This is a genomic window from Pectobacterium colocasium (assembly GCF_020181655.1).
GTDB lineage: Bacteria > Pseudomonadota > Gammaproteobacteria > Enterobacterales > Enterobacteriaceae > Pectobacterium > Pectobacterium colocasium.
The window spans coordinates 708013-721489 of sequence record NZ_CP084032.1; the positions used below are offsets into that span (position 1 = coordinate 708013).

A 13477-nucleotide genomic window follows, 5' to 3' on the forward strand; every position below is an offset into this window, starting at 1 on the left:
TTCGAGATACATTCCGAAGGCGGCCGTGCGCTTATTCCTGCAATAAGGTTTCCAGTTCAGTAAGGATCAGCGTTGCTAACCCTTGCACGGTCTGGTTCTGGTAAAAGAGATCAACACGGATATCGATTTCAAAGATGCCCGAAACGGTAGATACAACCTGTACTGCCAGCAGCGAATTTCCGCCCAGTTCAGTAAAGCTATCGTTAACGCCGATACCCGAAATCCCCAGAATGGACTGCCAGACTTTGACGATCTCTTTCTCAATGTCATTTTCTGGTGCAACGTAATCCACAGAAAGAGCGGGTCTGGCATATCCTTCCGTAGCATCGCTATCCTGCAAGATGAACTCAGGCGTTTCCTGCTCAGGGATCGACTCATAAATGAGCTGGTCCAGATCGCTGGTAACAACGACTAACTGTTCAAATTCCAGATGTGCGAGCTGGCGTTTTATTGCATCCAGCCCTTCTGGCAACAGAATGTCTTTATCTGCCAAATTCACTTTTACTGCGGCTTTCGCTGCTGTTGATGTGTTTTCGGATGTAGCGAGTTGGTTGCCCATCGTCATCTTCATCAGCGTGTAATTTTCCAGTACCAGCAGCGGAACGCCCTCTGGTGAAAGGAACGTGATATCCATGACGATGGCGTTATCCTGCGGCTGATAAGCCTGCTTGAGCCTGACGTGGACGTAACACTCTTGCCCCAGTGGCGATAAGAAGGTCATCTTGCCATAGCTGATAGGCAGGAAATTTTCCTGTGTAATCAGCGCCAGACAGGATATTGCCGTGGCATCAATCAGCGCAGGGTGGTATGGGTAGCGGGTCAGATCGTGCGTATAGTCGTTACTCAGCACCTTGTGGATCAGCCATTCGTTATGACCTTGAACGATCTCACGGTGGTTGTTCCAGCGCTGGCTGAACGACAGGAAATTTTCACCCGTGTTGGCATTGTCCAGCTCAGTGATAAACGGCGCGTAGGGAACCTTCGTGGTGCAGCGCTGTTTAATGGCATCAGTCGATAGTGGTGTAAGGTCAACCGTTGGCGCGCCGTGGGCGATTCCACCGAAGGCGTGCTCTTGCCATGCTAGTTCAAGTACACCTCGAGTCTTGAGGCTGAACTTATAGCCTTTCCCCTCTGACGTGATGAATAGCCTCATCTGTCGTGGCCAGGCGTCGGTATAGATAACGGGCTTAGTCAGCATCAGGTTTTTGACCTGAAGGCTTTCCTGAGGCTTAAAGCACGTCATGAACTCATGCAGCAGCGATAAGATCGTTGCTCCCACCAATGAGGGCTGTTTCGCAAGGCGGTGCTCATCAATAACCCAGTCGTTTACGGTGAGGTTGACCTGATAGATTTCCTGCATATTTTCACGTGCAATGAGCGTGAGTAAGTCCCCCGTGATTGCCTCAGCTACAGGCATTTTGCTGTTTTTCTTCTCTTCTAACTGTTTGTTCCAACGGGCAGCCATGCCGACATCGCCCCATTGTCCCCAATTTATTGATACCGTGCGGCCACGACGATGCTGGTTGCGATAATGTGCAAAGGCATCCATAAACGCGTTGCCAGAGCAGTAATCGATGCGGGCTTCATCGCCCACAATTGCGGTAATGGAGGAGAACAGAATAAAGAAGTCAGGCTGCTTGTCTTGCAGCAGCTCATCCAGAATGAGCGAACCTGCGACTTTAGGATCGAGCACGTTGGCGCAATCGGCGTCGCTCTTCAAAGGAATGATGCCGCCACCTGGTACACCCGCAGTATGGAACACCCCATCGATATGCGGGAATGTGGATAGCATGCTGCGCATTCCCTGATAGTCACAGACATCCACCGGTGCTAAATGCACTGCGTTGCCATGCGCTTCCAGACGTAAAATGCTTGCCAGTTTTTCACTGGTAGGATCATCGACAGGGTGCTGTTGGATCCAATTGTGCCATGCTTCACGCGGCGGTAGAGCGGAACGATATGTCAGAATTATCGTTGCGTTACTTGTTTCACTCAGATGATTGGCGACCAGTATTCCTAGGCCGCCAAGGCCACCAGTAATCAGGTAAACACCGTCATTTTTTATCTCAACAGGGTCGCCTATCGTGTCCTCTTCCAAATGCACGGCCTGATAACTTTCTTCCCAGCGCTGGTTTCCGCGGTAAGCCACCAGGTTGCCGTGTGTTGCGATATGGCTTTCTGCAATCAGACAGTGGGCAAATTCATCAAGCTGTTCGGCGTTTTGTTTGAGATCGATATCCACCAGGTGGCATTGCACTTCAGGATATTCGTGATAGAACACGCGCGAAGGCCCGACCAGTAACGCATTCTCTGGGGAAGCGATGCGTTCCCCCATCACGCTGAACGTGTTGCTGGTGGCGAAGGTCACATGCAGATCGTCCAGTAAATTCTCGTTCACCAGCGCCTGCTGGAGATAGAGGGCTGGGTAGAACGCGTTCAGCGGCGAGGAGAGATAAGTGTGCTCAAGCGGCTGGACCTGTTCCGCTGCCGTCAGGTTCCATAGGTACAGGATACGTGATGGGCGTAACCCTTGTTCTGTCAGGCTTTTCAGTAGCTGGACGTAGTCAGTGCGCGAGGATGCGTTGAGGGTGTATCGGCCTTCGGAAAGCGCTTCCTGATACTGTGTTCCCGGGCTGACGAAAAAGACCTTATGCCCGTCTTTTTCCAGCAATTGCTTTGCACGTTCGGCGATACCCAACGTATCCGTCAGGAGCAGCCAGCAGGTGTTCTCTGCTTCAACGCGTTTGCCCGCCATATATTTCGCTGGAATGGTTTTCTTCCAGGTCGGCATATAAAACCAATCGCCGATGTCCGCCTGTTTCCGCTTTTTAGCCTTAACGGATTGCTCACTTTGCGCATCAGAGCTGGCTGACGACAGCGCCGGCAGGGCGAAGCGTTTACGCTCGAAAGGATAGCCGGGCAGCGGGATGCGGCGACGGTGCTGTTCTGGATGATGCTGATGCCAGGGAACGTTTACGCCGCTTGCCCAAAGCGCGCCGAGCGTTGAGAGCAGATGCTCGCCGGATAACGCAACATCTTTTGCCGTGGGTAATGAAGCATAAATCAAGGCACCATCTTCTGCGCTGAAATGCTGCTTGGCGGACGACTCCAGTGAACGCCCCGGTCCAACTTCAAGGAACACGAAGTCATGATGTTCGTCAGCCATCAGCGTTTTGAAGCCATGAGAGAACAGAACGGTGTTGCGAACGTGCTCAACCCAATAATCGCTGCTTTTAGCGATGTCTTCACTCAGCCATTCGCCGTTGACGGTCGAGACAATAGGGATTTTCGGCGCATGGAGCTTGATGCTGTCGATGACCTTTTTGAAGGCAGGCAGCATGGGTTCCATCATGTGTGAGTGGAACGCGTGTGAAGTATCCAGATGTTTGCAGAAGACATTGCTGTCTTCCAACTGCTGTTGGAAACGTGCGACATCGTTTGAAGCACCGGCGATGACGCAGAGTCCAGGGTAGTTAACCGCCGCAATTTCCAGCTTGCTGCCGTGAAGTTTGGCCTTCAAGCTCTCTTCATCGAGCAGAACAGCAAGCATATCCCCTGCGGGCAATGCCTGTACCATCTTGCCCCGCAGCGCCACGGCTTTCAGCGCATCTTCCAGTGAGAACACGCCGGAAAGACAGGCTGCCACGTATTCCCCCACGCTGTGCCCAATCATGACATCCGGCTGAATGCCCCACGACATCCACAGTTTTGCCAGACTGTACTCCACCACGAACAGGGATGGCTGGGTAAACTGGGTTTCATTGATTCGGGACTCGGCGGTATCGTCGCTGTCCTGAAAAATAATTGACGTCAGATTGACGTCCAGAATCGGTTCCAGATAGTCACAGCATTGATCCATGCTCGCCCTGAAGACGTCGTAGGTGTCGTACAGTTCACGCGCCATATTGACATACTGGTTGCCCTGCCCTGGGAACATAAACACGACGGATTTTTGGTTTTTCCCCTGCTGCGTCACCACCAGTGAAGGCTGATCCAGCTTGGCTAGCAGGGCATCGCGATCCTTCCCGATAATGGCTGTGCTGTGAGAGAACCTTTGTCTCCCTACCTGTAGGGTGTAGGCGATATCTGCCAGATTGGCATCGTCATGCGCACTGAGGTACTCACGCAGGCGATGTTTCATGTCTTCCAGCGCCGTGCGGCTTTTCGCGGAGAAAGGGAAAACCAGCAGATTGTCGTCATGAGTATCGCTAGCTTTTAGCGGTGGTGCTGCTTCCAGAATGATGCAGGCATTGGTGCCGCCGACGCCAAAAGAGTTCACCAGTGCGCGGTGCGGTGTTTCCGACGGTTCCAGTTCACTGAGTTCGGTATTCATGATGAACGGGCTGGTTTCGAACTCAATGTTAGGATTTGGCGATTCGAAATGGAGAGAGGCGGGTAACTTGCCGGTTTCCAGCGCCAGTGAGGCTTTGATGAGGCTGGCCATGCCAGATGCCGCGTCCGTATGGCCGATGTTGGTTTTCACCGAACCCAGACGGCAATACTGGGTTTTGTCGGTATATTCCTGAAACGTCTGTGTGAGCGAGGTGAATTCAATAGGATCGCCTAGCGCCGTCGCGGTGCCGTGAGCTTCAACAAAGTTGATGGTAGCGGGATCAAGCTCCGCATTAGCGATCGCCTGTTTGGCAACGGCGATTTGTCCGCTGATGCTCGGTGCGGTAAAACCGGCTTTCAGGTTACCATCGTTATTCACTGCGCCGCCTTTCAGCACGGCGTAAATATGGTCGCCGTCGCGTACGGCGTCATTCAGACGTTTCAATAACACCACGCCAGCACCACGACTGAATACCGTACCGTTGGCTCGCGAGTCGAAGGCATAGCAACGGCCATCGGCGGATTCCATACCGCCTTGCATATAGGAGTAACCCCGGCGCTCTGGCGTATCCACGGAAACGCCGCCTGCGACGATCAGATCGCTTTCCCCATTCAGCAGGCTGTTCATACCCATCACGACGGCGACCATCGCAGTTGAACAAGCGGTTTGTACGTTAACACTTGGCCCTTTGAGGTTGAGCTTGTAAGACACTCGGGTCGTTACGTAATCTTTATCATTGTTGGTGACGACCGATGCGCCGCTGGCGTACTTCTGTACTTCAGGATGGGCATTTGCTTTACTCAAATGCCAGGCGGTTCCCGTTCCGCCGAATATACCCACTTTTCCAGGGTAGGTGGCAGGGACGTAGCCGGCATCTTCAAACGCGTGCCAGCAACATTCCAAAAAGACACGATGCTGTGGATCCATAATTTCGGCATCGCGGGGCGTAATATCAAAAAAATTAGCGTCAAAGTGCTGTGCGTTGCCCAAAATTCCCCGGCGGCGAATATAGTTGGGCGAGGCGATCATCTCTTCTTCAATGCCTGACTCCCTCAGTTCTTCTTCACTGAATGTGCTGATCGTCTCCACGCCGTCCAACAGGTTTTGCCAAAATATCGCGGTATCTTCTGCTCCGGGAAAGCGCGCCGACATGCCTACAATGGCAATATCCTTATCGCGGAACTGTTCTTGCTGTTTCATTTAATTACCTCAACGTGAATATATTCGCCTCCTTTCACGGCGCAGGCCGTTAACCTTCTCTCTCTGAATATTTTCCAGAGAAAAAAAGGTCGACGTCCTACGCCGTGAATATAGAAGGGACAACTAAATTAAACGTGAATTACTTTTTGCTACCCGCGATTTCAGCAGTAATCTGGCTGATGATACTTTGCAGGCCAGATGCTGATGGATGTTGCAATGATGCTTTGATTGAAACAGGAATAGCAGGAACAGACTTCGTCCCCCAATATTTTCTGACATAAGGGAGGACTTTCTGGCCAATCGCATAATAGTTAGCGGGCTTGGATGAATTTTGGTGACTCAGTACAACTTTAATTGCCGAAGCCACCTTCGCTTTTACTACTGCGGAATTCAATTTATTTGCAGACATGGTATTACCACCTATTATCAGTGAAATAAGGATGATGAAATGCATTACCCATTACAGGGCGGTTATTCCCCTGGAGTATATACTCGTCATACTTCAAGTTGCATGTACGTTGGCTACGTTCAGTCACCCGAATCACTTACTTGAGTAAGCTCACCGGGATGAAATGAGAGACATCCTGTCTCTCACCGAAGGCCAGCCGTTGGCTGGTCAAATTCGTTCCTGACGAATTTGTCCTTCGCTTGCCGCCTTCCTGAAACTCGAATTATTTAGCAACTGTCTTGAACAACATTTTTTCATGGGGTAGCTCGATGAAAATCGTTGTCCCAAGCCTGACCCGTTTTGAGCATCGCGTTCAGAATAGTCAGAAGTTTACGCATACACGCGACAAGCGCGACTTTTTTCGGCTTACCCGCGTTCACAAGGCGGGTATAAAAATCTTTAATCACCGGATTAAAACGTGTGGCAACCAGCGCGGCCATATACAACACGCTACGTATGCTGGCTCTTCCGCCAAATATTGTCCGTTTGCCGCGCATTTTCCCAGAGTCCCGGTTTAAAGGGGCAACGCCTACCAGCGCACTTATCTGCCGACGGGAAAGTGTCCCCAGTTCGGGCAACTCAGCCAGAAGGGTAGAGATGGTGGTCGTCCCAACGCCTTTGACGCTGCCAAGTAAATCAGAAAGCGCTTTGAAATGGCTTTGAACATGTTTGTTCATGTCGTGGTCAATTCGAGCGAGTTCGTGTTTCAGGGCATTAATGATCGTCTTTATGCTCTTGCGGGACTGAGGGTGAGCCGAAGCAAGTCGGTTATTCTCTGCCACAAGCATGGTAACGAGTTGACGTCGCCGCGTGACGAGAGCGGCCAGAGCCTGACGTTGAATATCTGGCAGGGGTTGAATGAAACGTTCACGCTCAGGATGTCGGTCAATGACCTCAGCCATTTGCGCTAATACTTTGGCGTCAATGCGGTCGGTTTTAGCCAGATATCCCATGGCGCGAGCGAAGTCTCTTGCCTGGCGGGGATTGATAACGACGACCTCAAAACCAGCAGCTTGTAACGAACAAGCCAGTGGAGCTTCGAGTCCGCCGGTGGCCTCCATGAGGATAAGAGAAACTGAATGTTTTGCCAGTTCAGCCTGAATAGCGTCAAAGCCATCGAGGTCATTACTGGCGGAAAAGGGCGGCAATGCAGAACCCATAGCGATATCGAGGGAGGCTTTGGAAACATCAATACCGATGTGAAGTAAATCTGGCAGACTCATTTTTACCCCTCCTTGCAAATACGAAATGAGGTCAAACAACTGTTCGGGTTTCAGATGAGTGGCGCGGTTCATGCGCAATGAGCTAAATAACGGGCTTAGAAACCCCAGAGTAAAACAGGCTACATGAACCGTGCCAAACTTACATTGTCAATAATATCTAAACTTCAAGATACAAGAGTATAAATACGATTTTGGACGTAATTACTTCTTGCTGCTTGATTTCCCAGCGTGTATTTCGCTAATACGCTTGCTTAGCATCTGTACCGTTGGGTATTGGAATAAATCAACAATAGAGATCGGTGACTCCATTTTGTTTTTTATTTCCCGATAAACTTTGGACATAAGCAGAGAGTTTCCTCCTGCATCGAAGAAATTCTCTTGAATAGAGACCTGCGGATTATTGAGTACGGTTCGCCAGATAGAAATAATATTTTTTTCTATCTCGGAAGGTAATATTGCTTTGTCGTTTGACATTTTTTCACCATTAGTTATTTACATAGGAACACAGTTTGGATTTATCAATTTTTCCATTGGGATGCGTGGGCATTTTTTCCAACGCGACGAAATGGGAAGGCACCATGAAGAAAGGCAGGATCTTGGCAAGGTGTGCTTTTATCTCCTGAATATCGATGCGCTTTTGATGCCGTAATACATAAAACGCGGAGAGCGATGGCGCTACGCTTTCCGGGCGCTTTTCGAGAATAACGGCGGCGTGGTTAATTTGTGGCAGCGCCTGCAAGTGCGTTTCTATTTCCGCCAGCTCAATACGGTGTCCGCGTAATTTAACCTGGCTGTCTATTCGTCCAATGAACTCCAGCACGCCATCGGCTCGTTGCTTAACCCAGTCACCGGTTCTATACATTTTCTGCCCAGACTGATGGCTAAACGGATCATCGACAAATCGTTCCTGCGTCAGCTTTTCTGCATGCAGGTAGCCTTTGGCCAGAATATCTCCTGCCAGATAGAGCTCGCCGCTTTCCCCGGCACCGACAGGCTGCTGCGCGTCGTCCAGTACATAAGCGATGGCGTGCGGGATTGGTCTGCCAATCGGGGCAATTTTCTCCTCTGCTCCCGGCTGGCAGTGCCAGTGGCAGGCAAATATTGTGGCCTCGGTTGGGCCGTAGAGGTTGTGGATTTTCCTCGGATATTGCAGGGAAAGATCGTTAACCAGTGTTTGATCGAGCGCCTCGCCGCCAGAAAAGATATGGCATAGGGATGTGCAGCGGGATAGCACGTGTGCATCGACAATAACGCGCAGCGCCGTCGGTACGAATTGAGCAACCGTGACCTGATGGCGGCACATAAATTCTGCCAGCAATAGCGGATCGTACTTGGCGTCTTCGGTGATCACCGCACAGCTGGCTCCGGCGATCAGCGGCCAGAAAATTTCCCACACCGAGACGTCAAAACTGAACGTGGATTGATTAAGTACAACGTCTTCGTGATGCAGTCCGAAGGCGCTTTGCATCCATGCCAGATAATTGATCACCGTGCGATGACTGACCATAACACCCTTTGGCGTTCCGGTAGAACCGGAGGTATACATCACGTAGCACAGGTCTTCCTCGCTGACGGTGGGAAGCGCTGGGGTAGCCTGTGTGCTCAGATCGAGCTGGTTGATGTCAACGATCTCACGGTGGCCCGGCGCTAGCTTAAGCGCGTGTTCATCGTCAGTGATCACCAGACGTGCATCGGCATGATTGACCATATAATCCAGACGCTCGTGTGGATAGTAAGGATCAAGCGGTAAATAGCACGCACCGGTTTTCAATACGCCGAGCAGGCTGACGATCAGATTCGGGCTTTTATTCAAATAAATACCGACAACATCCTTCGGCTTTACGCCCCGCAGCAATAGCTCGCTCGCCATGGTGTTTGCACGTTGTTCCAATTGCCGATAGGTCAATATTTCGGTATCGCTTCTCAGGGCGATGGCGTCCGGCGTCTGATGCCACTGCTGTTCAAATAAGGTATGGAGCACTCTTGCCGATGCCATGATCTGATCCTCTGGTGATGCCAGGGGTCACGCCGGGCATCCTTTTACGCGTTATGCAGGTACGGCACACAGGTGCTATGCCGCTGAGTAATGTGCTGTGATTATGATGATGCTTCTTGCTGCTCCGCAGATGCGGGTGGGGCTATGTTTTCTGCTGTCTGTAACACGTTTTCCCCTGCGGGAGTGCTGGGTCTGGTTGCGGCATCGGTCAGAAAATCGATAACACGCATGAGCACTTCAGGCGCGGGTTGGCGTTTTACCTGCGTGTGAATGCTGTATTTAGCGCGTGTATCTGTAGCCCGGGTTTGCGCCGACTTGTGTGAGACCCGACCGGCCATTTTGACCTTGAAAGGTCCCCACCCCAGTGCAGCGGCCAGATTGCCGTCTTCTCCGGTGTCATCAGATGACGATTCGCTCTGTGTCACTTCAAGTTCGAAGTCGATTGTCCCTTCTTCAATAGAAATAATCGGATGGGTAATGGCGGCAATGAGCGGTATGCGCATCGTTTTTGTCACCGCGCCTTTTGCGACTCCGCTTTCATCAATAAGCGTTTCGTCGTAATCGAATTGGATAGCAACGGCTTTATTATTCTGAATGCATACGGATAATAAAAAATCCGTATAGGCTTTGCTGGCTTGAACCTGTGCGTTAATCATTGCCTGTAAAGGCCCGCTAATCATATTTTCCAGTGGTAATGCATTAATAACCGAACCGATAAATTGCGAATCCATCGGAACCTCCAATTATCTGCGAATAGAGTGTGATGCACTGTCAATAAAAAATAGCAAAGGGAAGGGAAAAGAATACCCGTCAGGGTACAGGGGGACTTTCGCATTCTGGCATAGTCCCTTTGGGATATAGGCAATAATGTCTTTTATTTGTTAAACCCATACTCAGGCATGCGCGTTATTTTATGTGTCTTTCCTGGTATTAGCATGACGACCCCATCGTTACGTATTCTCATTTTTACAACATTAATTTTTCACCGTGTGAGATACCGGACGTTGCGTTAGAACCATTCCCGTAAAAAGCATCCTTTTACAATATGGAAGGAAAATGATGAAGAATAGAAAAACGGTCTTTGAAATTATCTCTGAATGGTCACTGAAAAGCCCCGATAAGACGGCGGTGGAATTTAACGGCGACAGCCTGAACTATCAACAAATAGAATCACGGTCACGCCTTCTGGCCGATTACCTTTTATCACACTACCCGAATAATAAACGTGGCAGAATTGCCGTCTATCTGGAGCCTGGGGTCATGATGCCGGTGGTCTTGCTGGCTATTTTAAAAGCCGGATATACCTATGTTCCGCTCTCACATTTTCACCCGTCAGAAAGAATCATTCAGATTCTTGATGACTCGTCGGCATTTTTACTTATTTCCACGCGCTCGATGGTAAATAAAACGGCTATCGATAATGTTTTCTCCTCTACGCTCGTGTTAGAGGATATTCATTATCCCACTGAGCCGGCAGCCGTGCTGCCATCCGTTTGTGAAAACGATCTCGCCTATATTCTCTATACCTCCGGCTCTACCGGGAAGCCAAAAGGGGTGGCCATTGAGCATCGAAATCTGAGTTATTATCTGAACTGGTTTAATGAGGATGTGTGGCCAGAGACGCGTGCGACGCTCCCTCTGACATCGTCACTCAGTTTTGCTGCCGCTGTGACACAGCTTTACGCCCCTTTATTACGTGGCGACACGCTGTTTATTTTGCCCGCCGATAGCTTGAATGAACCGGACGTTTTATTACGCTGGCACCAGCAGCATCCGGACGGCGCCATTTACTGTGTGCCGACCGTTTGGGATGAACTGCTGCGCTATCAGGCGACTTCTTCTCACGTGTGGGCGTTACCCAAAACCGTTTTTCTCTCTGGTGAACCTGTCTCTTTTGATTTAAAAGAGCGCACATTCCAGCAGATCCCGGATGTCAGGCTCTTTAATCTGTATGGCCCGACGGAAACGACGGCCAACTGCTCGTTTGCCGAATTGGTGCCGGGAAAAGAGGTGACGCTCGGTAAGGCTCTGCGTGGTAGCGAAATTCTGATCGTGGATGAGAATCTGTGTCCTGTGGCTGAAGGGGAAGAAGGGGAGATTTGCGCCTTCGGTGAAGGCGTCGCCCGTGGCTACATTAATCGCGACGAATTAACGCAACAGCGTTTCTTTACTCATGAGCGAGCCGGTAAAAGCGACTGGGGACACCGCACGGGCGATCTGGGAAAAAGGACGCCGGACGGGGAGATCGTCTATCTGGGGCGTATCGATCGCCAGATTAAGATTAATGGCATTCGTATTGAGCCCGAAGAGATCGAAATCGTGTTACGCCAGCATGGCGATATCGACAACGCGCTGGTGCGGCCGATTCAGGAAAACGGGCGTCAGCGTCTGGTGGCCTATCTGGTAAGCCGTAATCCATCGCTTGCCACGAACGATTTACGTCGCTTCTTGCAGGATAAATTGCCACGAGCGATGCATCCGTCCCATTTTATTATGCTGGAAACGCTGCCCAAGTTGCCTAACGGGAAATTGGATGTCAGCCGGCTGCCTGCGCCTTGTCCGCAGCGCCCTGAGTTGGGATATCCGGTTAAAACCGCAGGCAATGAGCTGGAACAGGAACTGACTGACATCTGGCAGGATGTGCTTGGTTTTCGTGAGCTCGGCGCCAACGATAACTTTTTTGATTTAGGGGGGGATTCGCTTCAGGCGATGAACGCCAGGCGACTGATTCGAAAACGACTGTTTAGCGACATCGATTATCCGTTGTTTTTCAACAACGCGACCCCTCATCTGCTTGCTTTCATCGTCCCTTACTATGTTAACGATGACGAGCCCACGCTTGATGAGGGTAAAACGGATATCGAGGCGCTCACACCATCATCTCAGCAGCGTTATTTTCTGACGCTGGATCAGCTCAGTCCGGATCCGTCGGTCTACCAATTGGCTTTTCGCCTGACGATAGACGGTACACTGGATGAATCTGCGGTGGAATGGAGTCTTGGGCGTATTCTGGAAGGTAATCCGGTATTGAGGACGCGCTTCGATCTGGATCGTCTGCAATGCCTTGAGGGGGATTATCCTGTCGGGGCGATCCCGATTGAACGACTGACGGCTTTCTCTACCGGCGGGCTGGCGAATACGCTGAGCGACCAGCAACTGCTGGATCTGGTCAATACACCGGAGATGGATTTAGAACATTCTCCGCTTATCTGTTTTCATCTGGTCTCGCTGGCGGCGCAACGGCATATTCTGCTGGGACGCGTGCACCATACCGTATTCGATCATGACGCGATTGGCTTATTCTTCAATCAATTTATTGATTACATCCGCGCTTATAGCGCGGGCGATCGCAGCTATCGAATAGGCAGTGAAGAGCGCTATCTGCGCTATCGTCAACAGCAGCGGCGTACTAAAGATCAGTGCTACCCAAGAGAGCGGCAGTTTTGGCTGGATAAAATGGAGGCTTACCTGGCTGCGGGTGCTGATGCGACGGCATTTCCTCTTAGTGAAAGCAAGGAGGGAGAAAATTATTGGTGTATTTTGTCTGATACGTTAACGCAGGCGATAAAGCACTATGCCCAGCAGCATCGCACAACGCCATTTGTCTGCATGCTGACCGCTTTCAACCTGCTGCTCAAAACGACAAACTACCGTCATGTGCCCATCGGTATTCCGGTGTCGAACCGTATGCTGGCGGAAAACGCCACGACGATAGGCTGTTTCGTGAATATGGTGACCTACTATGATGATTCGCCCACTCAGGAGTCTTTCAGCACGCTTTTGGCCCGTGGCCAGAATAAGATCCATGCCATTTTGGACAATCAGACATTGCCCTATGATGTGTTAATGGCCGATGTTCGCGCCAGAGGATGGTCTGATAAGCTGCGTTTCCCTGTCAGTTTTAACTATTTGACCGCTATGCCGCCGGCCGTACAGATCAATGAGACTGCATATCAGATCGCGGATATTGCTAATCATCAGGCTCGACTGGATTTGACGCTCTCTGTTTATGACGATGACGCACTGACGCTGTGTTTTAATTATCAGCTGGCGGCGTTTAAAGCGGAAGATATTGCCACTCTGTCTCATCAGTACCATCAAATTCTCATGGATATCGTACAGCCAAACGGGACGCCCTTGTACGGCAACCGGTAGGTAATGCTTACGAAGGCGCCCGAACTGTGGCGCCTTCGCTAAGAGGGCTTGCATGTAGATGCTGGTTTCATGAGCCACGCACTGATGAGATGGTTGAACGTGTCAGGAAGGAGAATGTGGTA

At 50.7% G+C, this 13477-nt stretch carries 7 protein-coding genes; 1 reads left to right on the forward strand and 6 read right to left on the reverse strand.

Features of this window, described 5'->3' with window-relative positions:
• Window positions 1-31: 31 nt before the first annotated feature.
• The 6 genes from LCF41_RS03230 to LCF41_RS03255 form a co-directional block, all read right to left on the reverse strand.
• The gene (locus tag LCF41_RS03230; protein WP_225086860.1) at window positions 32-5533 is read right to left on the reverse strand and encodes a type I polyketide synthase; all 5502 of its coding nucleotides are present in this window, start codon (window positions 5531-5533) and stop codon (window positions 32-34) included.
• Window positions 5534-5672: 139 nt separating this feature from the next.
• Complete coding sequence (locus LCF41_RS03235; RefSeq protein ID WP_225086861.1) at window positions 5673-5942, reverse strand: hypothetical protein; 270 nt, start codon at window positions 5940-5942, stop codon at window positions 5673-5675.
• 293 nt (window positions 5943-6235) lie between these two features.
• Window positions 6236-7204 (reverse strand): IS110 family RNA-guided transposase, encoded by a 969-nt coding sequence (locus LCF41_RS03240; RefSeq protein WP_225086736.1) that lies wholly within the window; start codon window positions 7202-7204, stop codon window positions 6236-6238.
• Between the two features lie 201 nt (window positions 7205-7405).
• Entirely contained in the window at window positions 7406-7678 is a 273-nt protein-coding gene (locus LCF41_RS03245) for a phosphopantetheine-binding protein (RefSeq protein WP_225086862.1), read from the reverse strand.
• Window positions 7679-7688: 10 nt separating this feature from the next.
• A complete protein-coding gene (locus LCF41_RS03250) occupies window positions 7689-9200 on the reverse strand; it encodes an amino acid adenylation domain-containing protein (RefSeq protein WP_225086863.1) in 1512 nt (503 codons plus the stop codon).
• 101 nt (window positions 9201-9301) lie between these two features.
• Window positions 9302-9931 (reverse strand): DUF2589 domain-containing protein, encoded by a 630-nt coding sequence (locus tag LCF41_RS03255; RefSeq protein WP_225086864.1) that lies wholly within the window; start codon window positions 9929-9931, stop codon window positions 9302-9304.
• 325 nt (window positions 9932-10256) lie between these two features.
• On the opposite strand from LCF41_RS03255, the gene LCF41_RS03260 reads away from it, so the two are divergent.
• Entirely contained in the window at window positions 10257-13355 is a 3099-nt protein-coding gene (locus LCF41_RS03260; RefSeq protein ID WP_225086865.1) for a non-ribosomal peptide synthetase, read from the forward strand.
• The last annotated feature ends 122 nt before the right edge of the window (window positions 13356-13477 follow it).